Genomic DNA, 22,983 nt, shown 5'->3' with positions numbered 1-22,983 from the left:
GGTCAGTCCTCGGACTCGGTTTCCACCAGACGCCAGTTCGGATCGCGCGAGCGCGTGTCGCGGGCAAAGGTCCAGACGTCGATCACCTCGACCACCGTCTCGGGATCGCCGTCGGCCACCGTGCCGTCGGCCTTCAGCGTCGCCGAGATCAGCTGCGAGACGATGCGCATCGTGACCAGCGCCTCGCGGTCCTTCAGTTCGGCCCCGGTGATCGTCGCGTCGTTGATGCCGACGAAGGAGGACTGCAGCCGCTCGCCCCGCGCCTCGCGCTGCGAGATCGAGGCATCGAAGCCCTGGTAGACCTCGGGCGACAGGAGGTTCTGGAGAAGCTTGCGGTCGCCATCGGCGAACGCGGTGACGATCATCTCGTAGGCGGTCTTGGCGCCCTCGACGAAGGTCGCGACCTCGAAGCTCGGGTCGGCGTCCTTGATCCGGCGCAGGCCCTCGTTGGCAGGGGTGCCGGGCACGGTCGCCTTGTCGATCGCCTCATAGGGGTTGGCGGCCGTCTCGTCCGGGTTAATGCGGCGCGACGGGAGCGTCACGACGTTGCCCTGCGCGGGCGCCGGGCCCTCGGTCGGACGGGAATAGGGATCGAAGGGCGGACGCTCGTTTCCGGTCCGCCGGCCGAGGACCGAGCGCAACTGGTACAGGACGATCGCCGCTACCACGATGAAGAAGATCGTCCCGAAGCCCATGAATGCCCGTGTGTCCCGTTGGATCAAGCGATGGTTATGCCTCCGTCATATAGAGCCAGGGCGCCGCGCATTCAAATTCACGCTTCCGCGTCCTATGTTCAGCGCCCCGGCGGGACCCTCCCGCCCCTTCGGAGACCTCGAGCGCCCTCATGCCGCTGATCCTCATCCCCCTGGCGCTGCTGGCGCTGCCGCTGATCGAGATCGGCGTGTTCATCTGGGTCGGCGGCGAGATCGGCGTCTGGCCGACGCTGGCGCTCGTCATCCTCTCGATCGTCGTCGGCGCCGCGCTTCTCAAGCGCCAGACCCTCTCGACGCTTCGCGCCGCGCAGGCCGAGGCGCGCGCCGGGCGCTTGCCCGAACGGCAGATCGTGCACGGCGCGATGATCGCGCTCGCCGGCATTCTCCTGATCCTGCCGGGTTTCGTGACCGACGTCGTCGGCCTCCTCCTGTTCCTGCCGCCGGTGCGCGACTTCGTGTGGCATCGCCTGCGCTCGCGCATCGTCGTGGTCGGCCCGACCGGCGCGCGCACCGCGCCCTACCGCCAGCCGGGCCCGGAGGTGATCGACCTCACCGGCGGCGAGTTCCGCCGCCGCGACGGCGCCGACGGCAGCCCGTGGACCCGCCTCGACGGCCCAGGCGACGATCCGGACGAGCGCGGGCCCCGCACGCTGCACTGACGGGCGCCGCCCCGGCGCAAAGCCTGCCCGCGCTTGTTTCTCCCCCCGGCCCCGTGATAGCTGCGGCCCCGAGCCGCGGTTGAAGTGCCGCCATCTTGGAAGGGGCGCGGGAGACGCGCCCGAGGAGCCCCGATGTCCCAGATCGACAACACCAACGGCGCCAATGGCGCGAACGGCGCCAACGGTGCGGGCCAGGCGGCCCAGCCCTCGCTGAACATCCTCGCCCAGTACATCAAGGACCTGTCGTTCGAGAGCCCCGGCGCGCCCGGCTCGCTGCGCGGCCAGTCGCGCGCGCCCGGCATCAACATCGGCGTCAATGTCGGTGCCAATCCGGTCCAGGGCGGCGATCACGAATACGACGTGCGCCTGACGTTGAACGCGCGCGCCGGCGAGGGCGCCGACACGCTGTTTCACGTGGAACTCGAATACGGCGGCGTATTCCGCCTCGAGGGCTTCCCGCAGGAGCACATGCTGCCGGTTCTCTTCATCGAGTGCCCGCGCCTCCTGTTCCCGTTCGCGCGGCAGATCGTCGCCGACGTGACGCGCAATGCCGGCTTCCCGCCGCTGATGATCGACCCGATCGATTTTGCGGCACTCTTCACGCAGCGCCTCGCCGAGGAGCGCGCGAAGGCGCAGGTGCAGCCGGTCGTCTGACCGCAGCTAGCCGGACCATCGATCAGGGGCGCCCCGGGACAACCGGCGGCGCCCTTTTTCGTCAGGCGGCGCGGCGGCGCTGCCAGCGCGGATAGAGAAGGCCGAGGACGAGGCCGGACATGACGAGGAGCGCCGCCCCGATCTTCCACATCGGCAGCGGCTCGCCCAGAAGTAGCGCCGAGGCGCCCATACCGAACAGCGGCACGAGAAGCGCCATCGGCGTGACCAGCGCGGCCGGATGGCGCGACAGGAGCCAGCCCCAGGCGGCATAGCCGAACATCGTGTTGCCGATGGTCTGCCAGAGGACGGCAGCCCAAGTGCGCGCGTCGGCCTGCACGAGCCCGGTGCGGATCGCGTCCCAGCCCTCCAGCGCGAAGGACAGGGCGAAAAGCGGCGGCGCGGAGAAGACGCTGCCCCAGATGACGTAGGGCAGCATGTTGGTGACGCGGCTGTGGCGCGCGACGATGTTGCCGCCCGCCCAGGACAGGGCCGCCACCAGCACCAGCGCCAGCCCGAGCGGCGTCGTGGTGCCGTCGGTGTGCGTGAGGATGACCCCGAGGCCGGCCAGCCCGAGGCCGAGCGCCACCCACTGGAACGGGCGGATCGTCTCGCCCGACAGACGCATCGCCAGCGCGATCGTGAAGAATACCTGCATCTGGATCACCAGAGACGCGAGCCCCGGCGAGATGAAGCCGTTCATGGCGATGAACAGGAGCCCGAACTGGCCGGTGCCGATCAGGATGCCGTAGGCGGCGAGATGGCTCCACGGCACGCGCGGGCGGGGAAACAGGAAGATGCCGGGCAGGGCCGCGAACAGGAAGCGGAGGGCCGCGAAGAGAAGCGGCGGCAGATGCTTCAACCCCTCGTGGATCACCACGAAATTGGTGCCCCAGACGGCGACGACCGCGAGACCGAGAAGGAAATGGCGAAATGGGAGAAGCGGCGCATCCATGCCGCCGCTTCTAGAAGCTCCGCCCGCTCCTGAACAGGCGCGCGATCGTCAGGTATCGTAGCCTTCGACGCGCCGCCACAAGGGCGCGTCGCCGAGCCCCGAGACGAAGGCACGGTGGGCCTCGGTCTCGGCCGCGGTGAGGCGGGGCTTCAAGGGCACGGGGCGCGGCGGCAGGGCGCGCGCACCGCCCTCGCCGCCCTCGCTCGCCCGCGCCTCGTCCTCGGTGACGAGGCGCAGCGCCGACTGCCGACCGCCGATCAGCTCGATATAGACCTGCGCGAGAAGCTCGCTATCGACCAGCGCGCCATGCTTGTCGCGCTTCGAGGTGTCGATCGAGAAGCGCGAGCAGAGCGCGTCGAGCGTGGCGGGCGCCATCGGAAACTTGCGCCGCGCCATGGTCAGCGTGTCGATCAGGCGATCGGCCGGGATCGGCGGCCGGTCGAGGCGCGCGAGCTCGGCATTGATGAAGCGCATGTCGAACGTGCCGTTGTGCGCGATCAGGCGGGCATCGTCGAAGAAGGCGAGGACATCGTCCACCACCTCGGCAAAGACCGGCTTGTCCTTCAGGAAGTCGTCCGAGATGCCGTGGATGTCGAAGGCGCCGGGGTCCACCTTCCGCCCCTGCGGGCGGATGAAGCAGTGGAACTCCCGCCCCGTCGGGATGTGGTTCCAAAGTTCGATACCGCCGATCTCGATCACGCGGTCCTCGGCAAAGTCGAGCCCAGTGGTTTCGGTGTCGAAGACGATCTCGCGCATGGAATTTCCCTTGGGGCTCTCCCCTCTCCATGTCGGACAGGCGGCGTCCGCGCGCAAGCCTCAAGTCTTGGGCAGCGCGCCGAACCCCTCGACGATCCGCCGCACCGCGCCTCGTGCAGCTTCCAGTCCCTCGCTCGTGTCGATCACAAAGTCGGCGCGGCGTCGCTTGTCAGTGTCCGGCATCTGGCTGGCAAGAATCTTCTCGAACCGTTCCGCCGTCATGCCCGGACGCGCGAGGACGCGCGCGCGCTGGATGTCCGGCGGCGCGGTGACGACGAGGACGGCATCGACCCGCCTCTCACCGCTGGTCTCGTAGAGAAGGGGAATGTCGAGGACCGCGAGCGGCGCCCCCGCCGCGCGCGCGGCTTCGAGGAACGCCTGCTCCTCCTCGCGCACCAGCGGGTGGATGATCGCCTCGAGCGCGGCGAGGGCTGGCTTGTCGCCGAGGACGCGGGCGCCGAGCGCCGCGCGGTCGACGACGCCGTCCCGCACCGTGCCGGGAAAGCGCGCCTCGACCAGCGGCGCGGCGCGTCCGGCATAGAGGCGGTGGACAGTGGCGTCGGCGGAATGGACGGGCACGCCGAGCGCTTGGAACATCTCGGCCGTCGTCGACTTGCCCATGCCGATCGAGCCGGTGAGGCCGAGGACCTTCACGCGTGCGCCTCGATGTCGGCGATCACGGCCGCGCGCAGCGCCTCCTCGACGGCCGGCCGCCGCCCGAACCAGCGCTCGAAGCCCGGCACCGCTTGGTGCAGGAGCATGCCGAGCCCGTCGGCGGTGCGAAGGCCGCGCGCGGAGGCCGCCTGAAGGATCGGCGTCTCCAGCGGGACATAGACGATATCGGTGACGAGGGCGCCGTCCGGCAGCACCTCGATCGCACGGGCGTCGCCCGCGCCGAGGCCCTTCGGATCGGCGGGCCGCGTGTTGACCACGAGGTCGCAGGACCCGGCGAGCGTGGAAAAATCGTCCTCGCCGCCCGCCTCGGCCGCGAAGACCTCCGCCAGACGCTCGGCGCGCGCGCGCGTCCGATTGAGGATGGTGATGCGGCCGATCCCGGCCTCGCGCAGCGCATGCACCACGGCGCGCGCCGCGCCGCCCGCGCCCAGCACCACGGCGGTTTGCGCCTCGCGCCAGCCGCCGAGGCGCTCGTCGAGATTGGCGGAGAAGCCGTAGGCGTCGGTGTTGCCGCCGGTCAGACGGCCGTCCTCGAACCAGAGCGTGTTGACCGCGCCGATCGCCTCCGCCGCCCCGTCGAGCCGGGCGGCGGCGGCGAACGCAGCCTCCTTGTGCGGGATGGTGACGTTGCCGCCCGCAAAGCCCTCGCCCTGCAGCCGGTCGAGAAAGCCCGAGAAATCCTCCGGCGGCACGGCGATCCGCTCGTACGAGCCGAGAATCCCGAGGTCGCGAAGCCACGTCCCGTGGATCAGCGGCGAGCGGGAATGGGAGATCGGCCAGCCGGTGACGAAGGCGCGTGGAGCCTCACGCATCGAGCGCGCCCCGCGCCCGGAGTTCGCGGATCAGCGGCAGCATGGGCAGGCCGATGATGGTGAAGAGATCACCCTCGATCCGCTCCATCAGCTGCAGGCCGCGTCCTTCCACCTGGTAGGCGCCGACGCTGGTCAGCACCCCGTCGCCGGCCGCGGCCAGGTAGCGCCCGATCTCGGCCGGTGTCAGGTCCCGGAAGGTGATCGAGGCGCGCGAGACATGCCGCCAGACCGCCGCGCCCCCTTCGGCCAGCACCACGGCGCTGTCGAGATGATGCGTGCGGCCCGACAGTTTCAGGAGCGTGCGACGCGCGGCCTCCATGTCGGCCGGCTTGTGCAGGACCTCGTCGCCGATCGACAGGACCTGGTCGGCACCGATCACCAGCGCCCCGGGGCGCCGCTCGGACACGTCGACCGCCTTCGCCTCGGCCAGCACCAGCGCCACCTCGTCAGGCGTCGCGCCGGAATCCTTCAGCGGCGCCTCGACCAGTCGCTCGTCCAGCGTCGAGGGATCGGCCTCGGCCCGGATGCCCGCTTGCATGAGAAGCGCCTGCCGGTGGCGGCTGCCCGAGGCCAGGACGAGATCGTGATTCATGCCGGCATCCTTTCCCGCGCGTTGCCGCGCGTCCTTAAATCTTTGTTCAAACAGCGCTTGTCTATTAGAGCCCGCCAAACGCGGGAAGCGGCCCTGCCAAGCGGGACTCGATTCTCCCCCGCCCGTCCAGCGAAAGCTCCAGCGGCCCCCGCATTTGTCGCCCCCTTGTGGGAATCAGGGGACCGGCGGCACGCCGCGCTGGCAAGCGATTTCGCCCCTTTTGAAAACTCCGCCGTCATCCACAGTTCACGAGCACTCAGCGCCTGTGGCCCTGCGCTTGTGAATTTCGGGGACGCTTGTTCCTCTCTCCCGGCCGTCTCGCCGGCCAACCACCTGATGCGCCAGCCGCTTCGCCGATCCATCCGCCTCAATACGGCGAAGCCCCGTTTTCGGCCCGTCGTTTCGCCCCTGTGAATTCCCGTGATCCACCGACTCATAGAATCAGAATCTCAGATTCATGGATTTCTTTTCTAAGAGGGGCGGACGGGAAAACCCTCCGGGCTATCTGACGAGCCATCGGCGCCGGGCCACGGGCCGGTCTCGAAAGGGACTGGACGCGGGGCCTCGCGCCGGGCATCCCTCGCCTCGCCCGTGCCGCTTCCCGAAAGGTGTCCCATGCCTGAGCGCAAGCTCCTGCGCGTTCTCGCCGGCGAGACTGTGTTCCCGCCCCCGATCTGGCTGATGCGTCAGGCGGGGCGCTATCTGCCCGAATACCGCGAGACGCGGGCGCGGGCCGGCGGCTTCCTCGACCTCTGCTACAATCCGGACTTCGCGACCGAGGTCACGCTGCAGCCGATCCGCCGCTTCGGCTTCGACGCGGCGATCCTCTTCTCCGACATCCTCGTGATCCCCGACGCCCTGCGGCGCAACGTTCGTTTCGTGCAAGGCGAGGGTCCGCAGATGGATCCGATCGCGCCACACGAGATCGCCGGCCTCGACCCGACCAACGCCGAGACCCACCTCGCGCCGGTGATCGCGACCGTCGCGCGCCTTCGCGCCGAACTGCCCGAGGAGACGACCCTCATCGGCTTCTGCGGCGCGCCCTGGACGGTGGCGACCTACATGATCGCCGGCCACGGCACGCCCGACCAGGGTCCGGCGCGGCGCTTCGCCTACCAGCATCCGGAGGCCATGGACGAGCTTCTGGAACTCCTCGCGGAGATGAGCGCCGAGTATCTGATCCGCCAGCTGCAGGCCGGGGCCGACTGCGTCCAGATTTTCGATTCCTGGGCGGGCGTCCTCGACGAACTGTCCTTCCATCGCTTCTCGATCAAGCCCACCCGCCGCATCGTCGAGCGCGTGCGCGCCGCCGTGCCCCGCGCTCGCATCATCGGCTTCCCGAAGGGCGCCGGACCGCTCCTGCCCGCCTATCGCGAGGGCACGGGCGTCGATGCCATCGGCCTCGACTGGTCCGTCCCCTTCTCCTTCGCCGCCAACCTCCAGAAGACGGGACCCGTCCAGGGCAACCTCGATCCGCTGCGCCTCATCGCCGGCGGCCGCGCGCTGGACGAGGGCATCGACGCCATCCTCCAGAGTCTCGGCCACGGCCCGCTGATCTTCAACCTCGGCCACGGCATCACGCCGGACGCGCCGATCGCCCATGTCGAGCACCTCGTCGAGCGGGTGCGGCGGGGGTGAGGGAAGACGGGGGCGCTGCCCCCGACCCCGCCAGGGGAAATGATTTCCCCTGTACCCCTCCTTGTTTCGCGATGTGTTCGAAGGTCGGGAGGACCAGCGGCCCTCCCGACCTTCGGAAAAGTCCCAAACGAAAAGAAGGGTTCGGGGATTCCTTCCCGAGCGGGGATCGGGGCGGCAGCCCCGCCATCTGGCACCCGCCGCTTCCGTTCGGAACGGTTCTCGACTAGGCAGGCGGGAAGCCCTGCCGGAGGATGCCATGACCGTTTCGCCCAAGCCCGTCGCGAAGGACCGTTCGCTGCTCTATGCGCTGGCCGGCGGGGTGGTGCTGGCGATCCTCCTGTTCGGGCTGGTGCCGCTCGAGGCGCAACTCTGGGTGAAGAGCCTCCACATCCTCGCGGTGATCTCGTGGATGGCGGGGATGCTCTACCTGCCGCGTCTCTTCGTCTACCACACGGAGGCGGGGGCGGGCTCGCGCGAGGCCGAGACGTTCAAGGTGATGGAGCGGCGCCTGATGCGCGGCATCATCAACCCGGCGATGGTCGTGACCTGGGTGGCGGGCCTCTGGCTGGCGATCGAGGTGTTCCAGTTCCGGGGCGGCTGGCTGCATGCCAAGATTCTCTTCGTGGTGCTCCTGTCGGGCGTCCACGGCTACCTGTCGGCCTCGCGCAAGCGGCTGGAGCGCGACGAGATCACCAGGTCGAGCCGGCATTGGCGGATCATGAACGAGGTGCCGGCGCTCCTCATGGTTGTGATCGTGATCCTCGTGGTGGTGAAGCCCTTCTGATCGCCGTCTTGCCTTTGGCGACGGCCATGCGATCTAACGCGGATCGTTCGTCCCCGGAGCCGTCCCCTTGTCCGTAGCCCCAGCCTCCGACCGCCCCGTCTGCCTCGTCGTCATGGGTCCGTCGGGCACCGGCAAGACGACCACGGCCAAGGGGCTGGCGACGAGACTCGGCTGGCGCTTCGCCGAGGCCGACGAGTTTCACCCGAAAGCCAATATCGAGAAGATGTCGGCCGGCATCCCCCTGAACGACGAGGACCGGGCGCCTTGGCTGGTCGCGATCCGCGACTGGGTGTCGAGCGAGGCGGCGGCCGGTCGTTCCACCGTGATCACCTGCTCGGCCCTGAAGCGGCGCTATCGCGACGTGTTGCGCGGGGCGGCGGCGCGGGTGCGCTTCGTGGAGCTGACGGGCGACGAGGCGCTGATCCGCGAGCGCATGGAGAAGCGCAAGGGACACTACATGCCGCCCTCGCTGCTCGCCTCGCAATATGCCGACTTCGAGCCGCTGCAGCCGGACGAGGACGGTGTGCGCGTGTCGGTCGAGGCGGCGCCGGAGGGTGTGGTGGCCGATGCGCTGCGCCAGCTTTCCCTCGCACCCGTGGTGTCGATCGGCGGCTGAGCGAAGCCCGCTTGCGCTGGCGCGCCTGCGGCATTATAGACTGAACGCGTATCCCGCCTCCGGCGCGACGCAGCCATGCCTGCGATCCCGCCCTTTCAGCCGAACATGTCCATCCTCGTTCCGGCCTGACCCTTTCCCCGATCGTTGACGCCCCCGTGCCGCGCGACCCTTCGAAGGTCCGGATGGGGTTGGAGCCCTTTTCACATGTCCGAGATCAAACTCCAGGACCTCAAGAACAAGAACGCCGCCGAGCTCGTCGCCTTTGCGGAGGAGAACGAGGTCGAGAACGCCTCCGTCCTGCGCAAGCAGGAACTCCTCTTCGCCATCCTGAAGCGCCTCGCCGCGCAGGACGTCGAGATCATCGGCGAGGGCGTCGTCGAGGTGCTGCAGGACGGCTTCGGCTTCCTGCGCTCGCCGGAGGCCAACTACCTGCCCGGCCCCGACGACATCTACATCTCGCCGTCCCAGTTGCGCCGCTTCTCGCTGAAGACCGGCGACACGGTCGAGGGCACGATCCGAAGCCCGAAAGACGGCGAGCGCTACTTCGCGCTGATGAAGGTCAACACGATCAACTTCGACGACCCGGAGAAGATCAAGCACAAGAGCCACTTCGACAACCTGACGCCGCTCTACCCGAACGAGCGCTTCAAGATGGAGTTCGCCGACTCCACCAAGAAGGACCTCTCGGCCCGCGTCATCGATCTCGTCGCCCCGCTCGGCAAGGGGCAGCGCGCGCTGATCGTCGCCCCGCCGCGCACCGGCAAGACGGTGCTCCTGCAGAATATCGCGCACTCGATCACCGCCAACCATCCGGAATGCTACCTCATCGTCCTGCTCATCGACGAGCGCCCCGAGGAAGTGACCGACATGCAGCGCTCGGTGAAGGGCGAGGTCGTCTCCTCCACCTTCGACGAGCCGGCGACGCGCCACGTGCAGGTCGCCGAGATGGTGATCGAGAAGGCCAAGCGCCTCGTCGAGCACGGGCGTGACGTCGTGATCCTTCTCGACTCGATCACCCGCCTCGGCCGCGCCTACAACACGGTCGTCCCCTCCTCCGGCAAGGTCCTGACCGGCGGTGTCGACGCCAACGCGCTCCAGCGCCCCAAGCGCTTCTTCGGCGCCGCGCGCAACATCGAGGAAGGCGGCTCGCTCACCATCATCGCGACGGCCCTCATCGACACCGGCTCGCGCATGGACGAGGTGATCTTCGAGGAGTTCAAGGGCACCGGCAATTCCGAGCTCGTGCTCGACCGCAAGGTCGCCGACAAGCGCATCTTCCCGGCGATGGACATCCTCAAGTCCGGCACGCGCAAGGAGGACCTCCTCGTGCCGCGCCAGGACCTGCAGAAGATCTTCGTCCTGCGCCGCATCCTCGCGCCCATGGGCACGACCGACGCGATCGAATTCCTCAACGACAAGCTGAAGCAGACGAAGTCGAACACCGACTTCTTCGACTCGATGAACACCTAAGGCCTCGGGCCAGCGCCCATCGACGGGCCGCCGTGGCGACACGGCGGCCTTTTTCGTGGGATCGCGCGCCGTGATGCGCTAGAGCCGATGACGACGCCACCAGCCCGAGGCCGCGCCGCCATGTCCGATCGTCCGACCCGACCCGATGCCGTGCGGCGCGTGGAGATCGCGGCGCTCGCGAAAAGCCTGCCCATCCGCGTCGTGGAAACGCAGACCATCGCGCGCACCGCGGACGAAGCGGCGAGCGCCGTCTCGGTCGCCGTCGGCCAGATCGTCAAAAGCCTCGTGTTCCGCGGCAAGGAGACGGGCGAGCCCTACCTCCTCCTCGTGTCCGGGGCCAACCGCGTGGACGAGACGGCGGTCGCGGCGGTGGTCGGCGAGGCGCTCGGCCGGGCGGACGCCGACTTCGTGCGGGAAGCGACCGGCTTTGCGATCGGCGGCGTCGCGCCGCTCGGCGCCCCGCGCCCCTTGCGCACCTACATGGACCGCGACCTCCTGGCCTTCCCCTTCGTCTGGGCGGCGGCGGGCACGCCCTTCCATGTCTTCGAGACCGTGCCGGACGCGCTGCGCATCGCTTGCGACGCCGACGTGATCGCCGTCCGGTGAGTCACGACGACACGATCGCCGCCCTCTCCTCCGGCGCCCTGCCGGCGGGCATCGCGGTGCTGCGGGTCAGCGGGCGGCAGGCGCGGCTGGCGATGGAGCGGATCGCCAGCGGCGTGCCGGAGCCGCGACGGGCCTCCTTGCGCACCTTTCGCGACGGCACGGGCGCGCCGATCGATCGCGGGCTCCTCCTGTTCTTCCCGGCACCGGGCTCGGTCTCGGGTGAGGACCTCGCCGAGTTCCATGTCCATGGCGGACGGGCGGTTGCGGGCGCGATGCTCGCCGCGCTCTGCGCCCTGCCCGGCATCCGCCTTGCCGAGGCCGGCGAGTTCACCCGCCGCGCCTTCGAGAACGGCCGGATCGACCTGACGGAGGCGGAAGGGCTCGCCGATCTCCTCGCCGCCGAGACCGAGGGCCAACGCGCGCAGGCGCTCGCCCAGGCCGAAGGCGGCATGCGCCAACTCGCCGATAGCTGGATGCGGCGGCTCCTGCGGGCGCGGGCGCTGATCGAAGCGGCGTTCGACTTCTCCGACGAGGGCGACGTCGCGGACGACGTGTCGGCAGGCGTCTCCGCCGAGGTGCGGCGCCTCGCCGCCGAGATGCGCGATAGCCTCTCCGGCGCGCGTCGCGGCGAGATCTGGCGCGACGGCTTCCACGTCGTGATCGCGGGGGCGCCGAATGCCGGCAAGTCGAGCCTCCTCAATGCGCTCGCCGAGCGGGACGTCGCGATCGTCTCGGCGATCCCGGGCACGACGCGCGACGTCATCGAGGTGCGGCTGGATCTCGCCGGCATCCCCGTACGCCTGTCGGACACCGCGGGCCTGCGCGAGACCGGCGACGTCGTCGAGGCGATCGGCGTCGAGCGCGCGCGCCGGGCGCTGGACGAAGCCGATCTGGTGCTCCATCTCGTCGCGCCGGACGGGGAAAACGCAGCATTAGAGAACCGCGCGCCGGTAATTCATGTTCGCACCAAGATCGATCTCGCCCCGCAAGGTTTGCCGGCAAACTTCGATCTCGCGGTGTCCGTGCGCGACGGACGGGGGATCGGCGCGCTTCTCGATCGGATCACCGCGGCTGCGCGTGACAAGGCCGGCAATCCCAGCGAGGTCGTGCCGACGCGCCTGCGCCACCGCGAGATCATCGCCGGCACGCTGGAATGGCTGGAGGCCTACGATCCCGAGAACCAGCCGCCCGAGGTCGCCGCCGAAACGCTGCGCCTTGCCGCTGATCGCTTGGGGAGCCTCACCGGCCGCACCGGGGTCGAGGACCTTCTCGGCGTGATCTTCGGCGAATTCTGCATCGGTAAGTGAGGCTGGACGGGCGAGTGGATAACGCACAGGCCAGGCGGCTTGTGGCTCGGCTGGCGGGTGCGGCCTGATCGGCCTCGATTGACAGTCTCGGTCCGCTGCGGCTTAACCCATCCCATGACACAGAAACCAACGGATGTTTCCGCCGACGTCGTGGTGATCGGCGGCGGCCATGCGGGCGTCGAGGCGGCCTGCGCCGCCGCGCGCACGGGCGCGGCGACGATCCTTCTGACGCATGCCTTCGAGACTGTGGGCGCGATGAGCTGCAATCCGGCGATCGGCGGGATCGGCAAGGGCCATCTCGTGCGCGAGATCGATGCGCTCGGCGGTGTGATGGGCCGGGCGGCCGACCGCGGCGGCATCCAGTTTCGCCTTCTCAACCGGCGCAAGGGACCGGCCGTCCGTGGCCCGCGCACGCAGGCCGACCGCAAGCTCTACAAGGCGGCCGTCCAGGCCGCGGTGCGGGCGCAGGACGGGCTCTCCGTCGTCGAGGGCGACGCCTTCGATCTCGAGTTCGATACGGCCGGGCGCGTTGCGGCCGTGGTCCTCGACGATGGCCGCCGGATCGCCTGCGGCGTGGCGGTGCTGACCACCGGCACCTTTCTCAACGGGCTCATTCATATCGGCACCGAGAAGATCCCGGCAGGGCGCGTCGGTGAGAAGCCGTCGCTTGGCCTCTCCGCCACGCTGCGCCGCCTGGGGCTTCGCCTCGGCCGCCTGAAGACGGGCACGCCCGCGCGTCTCGACGGCACGACGATCGACTGGGCCTCGCTCGACCGGCAGAGCCCGGACGCCGAGCCCTACCCGTTCTCCTACCTGACGACCGTGATCGCGAACCCGCAGATCGATTGCGGCATCACCCGCACGACACCGGAGACGCACCGCATCATCCGCGACAACCTCCATCGCTCGGCGCTCTATTCCGGCGAGATCGAAGGCGTCGGTCCGCGTTACTGCCCGTCGATCGAGGACAAGATCGTCAAGTTCGGCGACCGTGACGGCCATCAGGTCTTTCTCGAGCCGGAAGGCCTCGACGACGCGACCGTCTATCCCAACGGCCTGTCGACCTCGCTGCCAGTGGATGTGCAGGAGGCCTTCCTGCGTTCGCTGCCGGGCCTCGAAAAGGTCGAGGTGCTGAAACCCGGCTATGCCATCGAATACGACCATGTCGACCCGCGGGAGCTGACGCGGGCGCTGGAGGTGCGCGCCGCACGCGGCCTGTTTCTCGCCGGTCAGATCAACGGCACCACCGGATACGAGGAAGCTGCTGCGCAGGGGTTGCTGGCGGGTCTCAACGCGGCGCGGCGCGCCGGCGGGGCGGAGCCCGTCGTCATCGATCGCGCCGACGCCTATCTCGGCGTGATGGTCGACGACCTGACGCGCACCGGCGTCACCGAGCCCTATCGCATGTTCACGAGCCGCGCCGAGTTCCGCCTGAGCCTGCGCGCCGACAACGCCGACCGCCGCCTGACCCCGCTCGGCATGGAATGGGGACTGGCCGACGGGGAGCGCCGCGCAGCGTTCACGGCCAGCGAGGCGGCGCTCGGCGCCGCGCGCGCCACGCTGGAAGCTTTGACGCTGACGAGCAGCGAGGCGGCCCGCAAGGGTCTGCCGGTCAACCAGGACGGGCGCACCCGCTCGGCCTGGGTGCTTCTCTCGCATGCCGATATCGGCTTCGACGACCTCACCGGGGTCTGGCCAGAGCTCAAGGCGATCAAGGGATCGGTTCGGGAGCGGATCGAGATCGAGGCGGGCTACGACGTCTATCTCGATCGCCAGCGCCGCGACCAGATGCAGCTGAAGCGCGACGAGGCCAAGGTCTTTCCGGCGGGGTTCGATTTCGCAGGGATCAAGGGCCTGTCGAACGAGCTTCGTCAGAAGCTGGTCGAGCGCCGACCGACGAGCCTTGCCGAGGCCGAGCGCATCGACGGCATGACGCCGACGGCGCTTGCGCTCCTTCTTGTCGCTCTTCGAAAGCAAGACCTTGCCCGCGCCGCGTGACCGCCGGGGCCCGCCGCCCCGCAAACCCGCGGAGCCGAAGCGTCCACCGCCGAAGCCCCGGATGGGCAAGGCAGCGACGGAAGCGAAGCTTGCCGAGGAGCGCGCGCTCGTCCTGTCGCGGCACGCTGTTTCACGTGAAACAGGCGAACGGCTCGACGCCTATGTCGCGCTGCTGCGGACCTGGCAGAAGAGCATCAATCTTGTCTCGCCGGCGACGATCCCGGAAATCTGGACCCGGCACGTCGAGGACGGGCTGGTGCTCGGCGAACGCGCCAGGGGCATCTTGCGCTGGGCCGATCTCGGCTCGGGCGCCGGGCTACCGGGGCTCATCCTCGCCATCCTCATGGCCGAGCGCGAGGGCGGCGAGGTGCATCTCGTCGAGAGCAACGCCAAGAAGGCGGCGTTCCTGCGTACGGTAGCGCGCGAGCTTGCGCTTCCCGCGACCGTCCACGCCGAGCGGATCGAGGACTGCGGTTCGGTGCTCGCCGGCGTCGAGGCGATCAGCGCCCGCGCGCTGGCCTCGCTCGACGACCTCTTCGCGCTCGTCGCGCCGCAGACGCGGCCCGATACCGTCTATTGGTTCCTCAAGGGACGCGCGCACGAGAGCGAGATCGCGCAAGCCGCTGCCCATTGGCGTTTCGACATGGTAAAGCATGCCTCGCCGGTCGAAGACGGCTCGGTGCTTCTGGAGATCCGCTCCCTCGAGCGCCTGGCGGCCCGCTAGGGAACGCGACCCGCAACCGAAGGCATGGACCCGGCCTGGCCAGACCCGGGTGGAGTTGACACGATGGACACGCTTTCCGTCCCGCGCATGCGGGTCATCACGGTTGCGAACCAGAAGGGCGGCGTCGGCAAGACGACCACCGCCATCAACCTGGCGACGGCGCTGGCCGCCATCGGGAAGCGCACGCTCCTGATCGACCTCGATCCGCAGGGCAACGCCTCGACGGGCCTCGGCATCGACCGGGAGGACCGCGCGGTGTCGTCCTACGACGTGCTGGTCGAAAGCGCGTCGGTCACCGATGCGGCGATGGAGACCGCCGTCCCGAACCTTTGGGTCATCCCCTCGACGCTCGATCTTCTGGGCGTCGAGATGGAAATCTCGACCGCAGCCAGTCGCGCCTATCGCCTGCGCGACGCGCTGCATTTCCATGTCGAGGAGACCGCGCGCTTCGATTTCGTGCTGGTCGACTGCCCGCCATCCTTAAACCTTCTCACCGTCAACGCGATGGCTGCGGCCGACGCGATCCTGGTGCCGCTCCAGTGCGAGTTCTTCGCGCTGGAAGGTCTCAGCCAGCTTCTGGAGACGGTGGAGCAGGTGCGCGACACCCTGAACCCCGCCCTGTCCCTTCACGGGATCGTGCTGACGATGTTCGACGGGCGCAACAATCTCGCAAGTCAGGTGGTGCGTGACGTGCGCTCCTACATGGGCGACCACGTCTACGAGACGATCATCCCGCGCAACGTGCGCGTTTCGGAAGCGCCGAGCTTCGGCAAGCCGGCGATCCTCTACGACATGAAGTGCCCGGGCAGTCAGGCCTATATCCGTCTGGCCTCCGAGGTCATCCAGCGCGAGCGCGATCTCGCCGCCGCCTGACTCGCCCGGTTCGCCGGCCCATCGTTTTCGGGCAAGACGCCCCCGTATCTGAACCAGGAGACCCCGCATGACCGAGGACAAGGGACGCCAAAGGCTGGGACGCGGGCTTGCGTCGCTGATCGGCGGTTCGGCCTCCTCGACCCTGCCCTCGCGGGCGGGCAGCGCGTTTCCCGGGCCCGCGATGGCGCGCGAAGCCCAGGTCGGCGAACGGCGCGTCCCGCCCTCGGAGCTTCGGCCCAACCCGAAGAACCCGCGCCGCCACTTCGACGAGACCGAACTCGAGGAACTGACGGCGTCGGTCCGCCAGCACGGCGTGGTGCAGCCGATCCTGGTGCGCCGGGTCGAGGGCGCGGGCGGCTTCGAGATCGTGGCCGGCGAGCGCCGCTGGCGCGCCGCCAAGGCCGCGGCGCTGAAGGATGTCCCGGTCGTCCTGCGCGAGATTTCCGACCGGCAGTCGCTCGAGATCGCGATCATCGAGAACGTCCAGCGCGCCGACCTCGACCCGATCGAGGAAGCGCTCGGCTACGAGATGCTGATCGCCGAACACGGCTACACGCAGGCCGATCTCGCCGACGTCGTCGGCAAGAGCCGCAGCCATGTCGCCAACACGCTGCGCCTCCTGAAGCTCCCTGACAGCGTCAAGGACATGGTGCAGCGGGGCGAACTCTCAGCCGGCGCCGCGCGCACCGCGGTGGCGCAGGACGACCCGGAAGCCTTCGCCCGGCGCATCGTCGACGAGGGATTGAGCGTGCGCGAGGCGGAAAGTCTGGCGCGTGGGCCGGACGCCCCCCCTGTCCCGAAGCCTGCGCCGCGTCGCCGCACACCGGTCGCCCCGGCGGCGCCGCAGGCATCGGACGCGCGGGCGCTCGCCGATCTCCTGTCCGAGACGCTCGGCCTGCCTGTGTCGATCGAGATGGTGGGACAGGGCGGCACGCTGCAGCTGACGTTCCGCGACCTCGACCAGCTCGACGCCGTCTGTCGCCTGCTTCAGGCGGGCGAGCGAAAGGACAGCGACGGCGGGCCGCGCATCCGCAGTCTGTAAGCCGGCTTACTCGGCCGGAAGCGGGCAGGCCATGTCGCCCTCCTCGCAGTCGAGATAGTCCTGGAGATCGGCGCTGCGGCGCGCGGTCTTCTCGCTCTTGCACTGAGCCTCGACCATCGGCTGCGCGCTGCCGCCGTCAACGGCGGAGGAGCGGAAGGCGCATTCGCTGTCGCGGTAGGCGATCCACGCCCGCTGCGCGTCGCGCAGGGCCGTCAGCCTCTCGTCCTCGCCCTTCAGCCGCTCGCGCACCTTGGCGTAGAGCGCATTCAGTGTCTCGTCGGCCGTGTCGAGATCGGCCTGTGCGCACAGGGTCATGTCCGTCTGGGTCTGCGGGTCGGTGCAGTCGATCTCCTCGGCCATGGCCGGAAGCGCGAGAGCGAAGAGCGTGGCGGCGGTCAGGGCGAGTCGCATCGTTGTCCTGTATCGAATGAGGCGGACGTGACGATGCCGCGACGGCGCGGCGCGGGCAAGATGCCGCGGTTCGTGATCTGCGACCGCACCGAACGACGCAGTTCCCGCGACAGAACCATCCTGCCGGAGAGCGGGCGCCGGTCGAGCCGGCGCCCCGTCCCGTCCCGTCAGCCGTGGTCGATCACCCGGTCGGCGGGGCCGAAGCGGTCGCGCGCCGTGTTGTACTGGTGCCAGTAGGGATAGAGCACCGGCGGGCGGCTGACTGCGTCGAGGCGCTGGCGCTCGTCGTCGGTGAGCTTCAGCGAGGCGGCGGCGATGTTGTCGCGGAACTGGTCCTCGCGGCGACCACCGATCACCAGCGAGGCGACGGCCGGGCGGCCGAGAAGCCACGCCAGCGCGACCTGCGCGGCCGAGACCCCCCTGCCCTCCCCGATCTCGACGAGGACATCGACGATGCGCCACAGGCGATCCTCGTCGCGGATTGGCGGCTCGGTCCAGCCAGCGGTGAGGCGCGAGCCTTCCGCCGAGGCGCCGCGCCGATGCTTGCCCGACAGGAGGCCGCCGGCAAGCGGGCTCCAGACGAGGACGCCGAGGCCCTGATCGACCGATAGCGGCAGGAGCTCGTACTCGGCCTCGCGCGCTTCCAGCGTGTAGTGGATCTGCTGGGTGATGAAGCGCGGGTGATGGTGGAGGTCGGAAATGCCGAGCCCCTTCATCACCTGCCACGCCGAGTAGTTGGAGCAGCCGATGTAGCGGATCTTGCCCTGTGTCACGAGGGTGTCGAGCGCGGCAATCGTCTCTTCGAGCGGCGTGGTGCCGTCCCATTCGTGGCAGTAGTAGATGTCGATGACGTCGGTCTTCAGCCGCTTCAGCGAGCGCTCGCACTCGCGGATGACGTGATGGCGCGACAGGCCCTCGTCGTTCGGTCCCTCGCCGATGCGCATGCGGACCTTGGAGGCGAGAAGCACGTCGTTCGGGCGCTGGCCGCCGAGGACATCGCCGATGATCTCCTCCGACAGGCCGTTGGAATACATGTTGGCGGTGTCGATGAGATTGATGCCGGCGTCGAGGCAGAGATGGATCAGCCCCCTCGCCTCGTCGGTGCCGGTCGAGCCGACGCTGCCGAAGACGCCGGCGCCGCCGAACGTCATGGTGCCCATGGTGAGCGCCGAGACCTTCAGTCCCGATCGCCCGAGCGTGCGATATTCCATCGTCATCCTCCCCTCGCGTGCCAAGCCGATCCTCCCGGCCCGTCCGTCCGCCTGTTAGAGCATATTCGGCGAGGGAGAGGTTGCCGGATTTGCAGTCCGATGAAATCTTTTGCGCGTAAACGCACTTCGATCGGCCGATGAACCGCCGAGAGCCTCTCAGCGGCGCGCGCGGGCGCGACGCCGCGCGGCTTCGACGCCGATCTCGATCAGGCTACGCCGCATGATGGTGACCGCAAGCGCGCCCTCGCGTCGCGACAGGAGGATGTCGTGCTCGAGACGACGGAGGACGGCGGCGATCCCCGATCCGTCCCAGGCGCCGAGCGCGGCCTCCATCGCGGGGCGGCGGCGAAAATGCGGGCGGCGACGTTCCACCACGACCGAGACCGGGGTACCCTTCGTCTCCACCTCGCCGCGCATCACCTGCAGCCCCTGGAAGAAGCGCAGGAGCGCGCCGTGCAGCTGGAAGGTCGAGGTGCCCGACGAGACAAGGCGCCCGATGAGTTCGGGCAGCCGCCGGACCTCGCCGCTGGCCGCCGCATCCACCGCTTCGTCGACGGTCTCCGCCGACACATCGCCGACGATCGCCTCGATGTCCTCCTCGTGGATCTGTCCCTTGCCGAGGGCATAGAGGCAGAGCTTTCGCACCTCGCCGCGCGAGGCCAGCCGGTCGGCGCCGAGCCGGGCGCGCAGCATCTCGCGCGTCGCGCGGTCCATCGACAGGTTGGCTGCCGCCAGCTCCTCGTCGATCATTCGGTCGAGCGCCTTGTCCTCGTCCTGGTAGCAGGGCAGCGCCATGGCGGCGCGGCCGCGCTCGACCTGCGTGCGCAGGGGCGCGCTCTTCTTGAGGTCTCCCGCCTCGATTAGGATGGTGCAGTCGGCCGGCGGATCGGCGGCAAGGTCGGCCACCGCGTCGGCAAGGTTCCGGCCGTTGCCCGCGCCCTTGATCCGCAGGAGACGGCGACCGCCAAAGAGCGAGACCGTACGCGCTTCGTCGAACAGGCGACCGATGTCGCGTTCGAGGTCGTCGGCCTGCAGGACGACATGCGAGAAAGGGTCGTTCGCGGGCACGCCGGAGTGCTTCACCACCGTCTCGGCCCGCTCCGACACAAGGCCGGGGTCAGGCCCGTAGAGGAGGAGAACGGGAAACGAGGTGTCGGGTCGCGACAGGAAGGCGTCGACCTCGTGCGCCTTCTTCTGCGCCAAGCCCCCGTCCCCGTCAGTTCTTCGCCGTGATCGCCGGCTCGTCGGTGAAGACCTCGCGCTGGAGCACCGGCGCGATGGCGCCGAGGATCCGCTCGGCCACCGCCTCGCCCGCCTGATCGCGCGCGTCGATCACCGCGCGGCTGGCGGCGAAGAGCTGGTTGGTGCGATCGTACGGCACCATGGCGAAGCGCTGGCCGGTGGTGAGCACCTTGACGTCGGCGGTGCGCACGAGCTCGTAGTTCACCGTCATCCGGTAGAGCGCGGCGCTCGGCGTACCCGTGCCGGCCTCGACCGCCGAGACCTGGTCGGTGGCCGAGGTGGTGTAGCGCAGCTCGTAGAGCGGCGCCGAGACCGGCGTCGCGCCGTTCAGCTTGTAGAGCATGGCGTTGCGAAAGACCTGCGCCGTGCGCGTCGAGGCCGGCGCCAGCGCGATGCGGCCGCGAAGGTCGGTCAGGACCGAGGAGCGCGCGCCGGTCGCCGGATCGACCGCGGTCGTGCCGTAGAGCGGACCGGAGGTGCAGCCCGACAGGGCCAGGGCGGCAACGACAAAAGCGAGGCGTTTAGGCGACGACATTGACGATCCTTCCGGGAACCACGACGAGGCGCTTCGGGGCGGCGCCGCCCAGCGCCTCGGCGACGAAGGGCAGGGCTAGGACGGCGGCTTCCACCTCGTCCTTTCCGGCCTTGGCGGAGACGGTGATGTCGCCGCGCTTCTTGCCGTTGATCTGGACGGGCAGGGTGATCTCGTCCTGCACGAGAAGCGAGGGATCGGCCTTCGGCCAGGGCGCGGCGGCGCACAAACCCTTTTGGCCGAGCGCCCGCCAGCATTCCTCGGCCAGATGCGGCATCATCGGCGCGACGAGGCGCACGAGGATCGAGAGGCTCTCGCGGGCCGCCTCGCGCAGGCTCGCATCCTCCCGCAGGGCCGCTTCCTGCAGGGCGGACGAGAGCGAGTTGACGAGTTCGTAGAGCCGCGCGACGGCCTTGTTGAAGGCGAGGCGCTCGATGTCGTCGCCGACGCCCGCCGCCGTGCGATGGGCGGCGCGGCGCACGGCGGTCGCCGCGGCGCTCGTCTCGCCAAGGCCCGTGCCGAGACCGTTCAGCACCTCGGCGGTCTCGGCGACGAGACGCCAGACGCGCTGCACGAAGCGGTGCGCGCCCTCGGCGCCGGCTTCCGTCCAGATGACGTCGCGCTCCGGCGGCGAGTCCGACAGCATGAACCAGCGCGCGGTGTCGGCGCCGAGCGAGCCGATGATGTCGTCGGGGTCGACGACGTTCTTCTTCGACTTCGACATCTTCTCGATGCCGCCGATCTCGATCGGTGCGCCGGTGGAAAGGCGCCGCGCGGTGCGCGTGCCGTCGCTCTCCTCGATCGCGACGTCGGCGGGCGGCACCCATTCGCGCCCGTCGCGGTAGGTCTCGTGGACCACCATGCCTTGCGTGAACAGGCCCCGGAACGGCTCGTCGAGGTTCAGATGGCCGGTCGCGCGCATCGCCCGCGTGAAGAAGCGGGAGTAGAGGAGGTGCAGGATCGCGTGCTCGATGCCGCCGATATACTGGTCGACCGGCAGCCACCTGTCGGCGACCGCCGGCACGGTCGGCTCGTCGGCGCGGGGTGAAGTGAAGCGCGCGAAGTACCAGGAACTGTCGACGAACGTGTCCATCGTGTCGGTCTCGCGCAGCGCCTCGCCGCCGCACTGAGGGCAGGTGGCGTGGCGCCAGGTCGGATGGCGGTCGAGCGGGTTGCCGGGCTTGTCGAAGTCGATGTCGTCGGGCAGGCGGACCGGCAGGTTCTCGCGGCGCTCCGGCACCGTGCCGCAGCTCTCGCAATGGAGCACCGGGATCGGGCAGCCCCAGTAGCGCTGGCGCGAGACGCCCCAGTCGCGAAGGCGGAAGTTGACGCGCCGCTCCGCCACCGGCCGGTTGCCGAGCGTCTCGGCGGTGAGCCGCGCCGATACCGCCTCGAAGCCCTCGTCCGGCATCATGCCGTCGAGGAAGCGGGAATTGAACAGGCGCCCTTCGCCGTCGTGCGCGGTGTCTGCGACGGAGAAGTCGGCGGCGTCCGTGCCCTCGGGCAGGACGACGGGGGTGACCGGCAGTCCGTACTTGCGGGCGAAGTCGAGGTCGCGCTGGTCGTGCGCCGGGCAGCCGAAGATGGCGCCCGTGCCGTAGTCCATCAGGACGAAGTTGGCGACATAGACCGGCACGGTCCAGTTCGGGTCGAGCGGGTGGACGGCGCGAAGCCCCGTGTCCATGCCGCGCTTTTCCGCCGTCTCGATCTCGGCTGCCGAGGTGCCGCCGCGCTTCAGCTCGTCGACGAAGGCGGCCAGCTCCGGGTTCGTTTCGGCGGCGGAACGGGCGAGCGGATGGTCGGCCGCGATCGCGAGGAAGCTCGCGCCGAACAAGGTGTCGGGCCGCGTGGTAAAGACCTCGACCTCGTGGATCTCGCCCGCAGGCTCGGCCAGAGCCCAGCGCAGCGACAGCCCTTCCGACTTGCCGATCCAGTTGCGCTGCATGAGGCGCACCTTCTCCGGCCAGCCGGGCAGGTCGTCCAGCGCCTTGAGGAGGTCGTCGGCGTAGTGGGTGATGCGGAAGAACCACTGCGTCAGCTCGCGCTGCTCGACTTCCGCGCCCGAGCGCCAGCCGCGCCCGTCGATCACCTGCTCGTTGGCGAGCACGGTGTTGTCGACCGGGTCCCAGTTGACCTTGGACTTGCGGCGATAGGCGAGGCCCTTGTCCAGCATGTCGAGGAAGAGCATTTGCTGGCGGTGATAGTACTCGACGTCGCAGGTCGCGAACTCTCTCGACCAGTCGAGCGACAGGCCCATCGACTTGAGCTGTCCGCGCATGGTCGCGATGTTCTGGTAGGTCCAGTCGCGCGGGTGCACCTTGTTCTGCATCGCCGCGTTCTCGGCCGGCATGCCGAACGCGTCCCAGCCCATCGGGTGGAGGACGTTGTAGCCCATGGCGCGCTTGTAGCGGGCCACGACATCGCCCATCGCGTAGTTGCGCACGTGGCCCATGTGGATGCGCCCGGACGGGTAGGGGAACATCTCGAGGACGTAGTAGGCCTCGCCGTCGGCGTCCGTGTCCGTCTCGAACAGCTTGGCCTCGTTCCAGGCCGCCTGCCAGCGGGGTTCGGAGGCGCGGGGATTGTAACGTTCGATGGCCATCGCGGACGGAATTCTCACGGCAAGGATGCGGGCGGGCGGGGGCGCGCGAAGCGCCGGGAGCCACAGTCAATATTGACTTATGCCCGCCTTCACAAGCTTGGGGCCGCGCCGCAT

The 22,983-nt window shown here is 69.4% G+C and carries 23 protein-coding genes; 12 read left to right on the top strand and 11 right to left on the bottom strand.

Translation table 11 applies throughout. From position 1 onward, the window contains the following. Positions 1-2 precede the first annotated feature (2 nt). Positions 3-695 (bottom strand): Tim44/TimA family putative adaptor protein, encoded by a 693-nt coding sequence (locus tag ACLNGM_RS03595; protein WP_416357224.1) that lies wholly within the window; start codon positions 693-695, stop codon positions 3-5. A 149-nt stretch (positions 696-844) separates the two neighbouring features. Between ACLNGM_RS03595 and ACLNGM_RS03590 the strand changes: the two genes are divergently transcribed. Together ACLNGM_RS03590 and secB are read left to right on the top strand one after the other, a co-directional pair. Further along, on the top strand, positions 845-1,372 hold the full coding sequence (locus ACLNGM_RS03590; protein WP_416357223.1) for an FxsA family protein: 528 nt from the start codon (positions 845-847) through the stop codon (positions 1,370-1,372). A gap of 132 nt (positions 1,373-1,504) precedes the next feature. Continuing rightward, positions 1,505-2,026 (top strand): protein-export chaperone SecB, encoded by a 522-nt coding sequence (gene secB / locus ACLNGM_RS03585; protein WP_416357222.1) that lies wholly within the window; start codon positions 1,505-1,507, stop codon positions 2,024-2,026. 61 nt (positions 2,027-2,087) lie between these two features. On the opposite strand, the gene ACLNGM_RS03580 is transcribed toward secB, so the two are convergent. Genes ACLNGM_RS03580 through ACLNGM_RS03560 form a run of 5 tightly spaced genes read right to left on the bottom strand, consistent with a single transcriptional unit; the run spans position 2,088 to position 5,813 of the window. Then, positions 2,088-2,978 (bottom strand): EamA family transporter, encoded by an 891-nt coding sequence (locus ACLNGM_RS03580; protein WP_416357221.1) that lies wholly within the window; start codon positions 2,976-2,978, stop codon positions 2,088-2,090. Between the two features lie 48 nt (positions 2,979-3,026). After that, positions 3,027-3,734: a DNA polymerase III subunit epsilon gene (gene dnaQ / locus ACLNGM_RS03575; RefSeq protein ID WP_416357220.1), complete on the bottom strand. Its 708-nt coding sequence runs from the start codon at positions 3,732-3,734 to the stop codon at positions 3,027-3,029. A gap of 60 nt (positions 3,735-3,794) precedes the next feature. Then, entirely contained in the window at positions 3,795-4,388 is a 594-nt protein-coding gene (coaE, locus tag ACLNGM_RS03570) for a dephospho-CoA kinase (RefSeq protein WP_416357219.1), read from the bottom strand. Then, entirely contained in the window at positions 4,385-5,221 is an 837-nt protein-coding gene (locus tag ACLNGM_RS03565) for a shikimate dehydrogenase (protein WP_416357218.1), read from the bottom strand. Before ACLNGM_RS03565 ends, coaE begins: the two co-directional genes overlap by 4 nt. Further along, positions 5,214-5,813, bottom strand: coding sequence for a Maf-like protein (locus tag ACLNGM_RS03560; RefSeq protein ID WP_416357217.1), 600 nt, complete (start codon positions 5,811-5,813; stop codon positions 5,214-5,216). The genes ACLNGM_RS03565 and ACLNGM_RS03560 overlap by 8 nt, the downstream gene beginning before the upstream one ends. A 615-nt stretch (positions 5,814-6,428) precedes the next feature. Between ACLNGM_RS03560 and hemE the strand changes: the two genes are divergently transcribed. From hemE to ACLNGM_RS03510, 10 genes are all read left to right on the top strand, one after another. Beyond that, positions 6,429-7,451, top strand: coding sequence for a uroporphyrinogen decarboxylase (gene hemE, locus ACLNGM_RS03555; RefSeq protein WP_416357216.1), 1,023 nt, complete (start codon positions 6,429-6,431; stop codon positions 7,449-7,451). A gap of 256 nt (positions 7,452-7,707) precedes the next feature. Then, positions 7,708-8,235, top strand: coding sequence for a protoporphyrinogen oxidase HemJ (gene hemJ, locus ACLNGM_RS03550; protein ID WP_416357215.1), 528 nt, complete (start codon positions 7,708-7,710; stop codon positions 8,233-8,235). A gap of 67 nt (positions 8,236-8,302) precedes the next feature. Next, complete coding sequence (locus ACLNGM_RS03545) at positions 8,303-8,851, top strand: gluconokinase (protein ID WP_416357214.1); 549 nt, start codon at positions 8,303-8,305, stop codon at positions 8,849-8,851. A gap of 204 nt (positions 8,852-9,055) precedes the next feature. Beyond that, positions 9,056-10,321, top strand: a complete 1,266-nt coding sequence (gene rho / locus ACLNGM_RS03540; protein ID WP_055885966.1) for a transcription termination factor Rho — start codon at positions 9,056-9,058, stop codon at positions 10,319-10,321. 120 nt (positions 10,322-10,441) lie between these two features. Then, positions 10,442-10,927: a YbaK/EbsC family protein gene (locus tag ACLNGM_RS03535; RefSeq protein WP_416357213.1), complete on the top strand. Its 486-nt coding sequence runs from the start codon at positions 10,442-10,444 to the stop codon at positions 10,925-10,927. Further along, complete coding sequence (mnmE, locus tag ACLNGM_RS03530; protein ID WP_416357212.1) at positions 10,924-12,234, top strand: tRNA uridine-5-carboxymethylaminomethyl(34) synthesis GTPase MnmE; 1,311 nt, start codon at positions 10,924-10,926, stop codon at positions 12,232-12,234. Before ACLNGM_RS03535 ends, mnmE begins: the two co-directional genes overlap by 4 nt. 114 nt (positions 12,235-12,348) lie before the next feature. Beyond that, the gene (gene mnmG / locus ACLNGM_RS03525; RefSeq protein ID WP_416357211.1) at positions 12,349-14,232 is read left to right on the top strand and encodes a tRNA uridine-5-carboxymethylaminomethyl(34) synthesis enzyme MnmG; all 1,884 of its coding nucleotides are present in this window, start codon (positions 12,349-12,351) and stop codon (positions 14,230-14,232) included. Between the two features lie 61 nt (positions 14,233-14,293). Next, complete coding sequence (rsmG, locus tag ACLNGM_RS03520) at positions 14,294-14,956, top strand: 16S rRNA (guanine(527)-N(7))-methyltransferase RsmG (protein WP_416357210.1); 663 nt, start codon at positions 14,294-14,296, stop codon at positions 14,954-14,956. Between the two features lie 87 nt (positions 14,957-15,043). Next, a complete protein-coding gene (locus ACLNGM_RS03515) occupies positions 15,044-15,829 on the top strand; it encodes a ParA family protein (RefSeq protein WP_416358380.1) in 786 nt (261 codons plus the stop codon). Positions 15,830-15,896: 67 nt separating this feature from the next. Then, positions 15,897-16,871, top strand: coding sequence for a ParB/RepB/Spo0J family partition protein (locus ACLNGM_RS03510; RefSeq protein ID WP_416357209.1), 975 nt, complete (start codon positions 15,897-15,899; stop codon positions 16,869-16,871). Positions 16,872-16,877: 6 nt separating this feature from the next. Here ACLNGM_RS03510 and ACLNGM_RS03505 read toward each other — a convergent pair whose 3' ends face one another. The 5 genes from ACLNGM_RS03505 to leuS all read right to left on the bottom strand — a co-directional run bounded on the left by ACLNGM_RS03505 (position 16,878) and on the right by leuS (position 22,869). After that, complete coding sequence (locus ACLNGM_RS03505; RefSeq protein WP_416357208.1) at positions 16,878-17,282, bottom strand: lysozyme inhibitor LprI family protein; 405 nt, start codon at positions 17,280-17,282, stop codon at positions 16,878-16,880. 167 nt (positions 17,283-17,449) lie between these two features. Further along, positions 17,450-18,493 (bottom strand): aldo/keto reductase, encoded by a 1,044-nt coding sequence (locus ACLNGM_RS03500; protein ID WP_416357207.1) that lies wholly within the window; start codon positions 18,491-18,493, stop codon positions 17,450-17,452. Between the two features lie 156 nt (positions 18,494-18,649). Further along, positions 18,650-19,696 (bottom strand): DNA polymerase III subunit delta, encoded by a 1,047-nt coding sequence (gene holA, locus ACLNGM_RS03495; RefSeq protein ID WP_416357206.1) that lies wholly within the window; start codon positions 19,694-19,696, stop codon positions 18,650-18,652. Between the two features lie 13 nt (positions 19,697-19,709). Further along, positions 19,710-20,270, bottom strand: coding sequence for a hypothetical protein (locus tag ACLNGM_RS03490; RefSeq protein WP_416357205.1), 561 nt, complete (start codon positions 20,268-20,270; stop codon positions 19,710-19,712). Further along, positions 20,257-22,869 (bottom strand): leucine--tRNA ligase, encoded by a 2,613-nt coding sequence (leuS, locus tag ACLNGM_RS03485; RefSeq protein WP_416357204.1) that lies wholly within the window; start codon positions 22,867-22,869, stop codon positions 20,257-20,259. Before leuS ends, ACLNGM_RS03490 begins: the two co-directional genes overlap by 14 nt. Positions 22,870-22,983: the final 114 nt, after the last annotated feature.

The organism is Aureimonas phyllosphaerae (assembly GCF_047943035.1).
Classification (GTDB): domain Bacteria; phylum Pseudomonadota; class Alphaproteobacteria; order Rhizobiales; family Rhizobiaceae; genus Aureimonas; species Aureimonas phyllosphaerae.
Note: the sequence above shows the minus strand (reverse complement) of the source record. Positions and strands in the feature narration are given on the sequence as shown.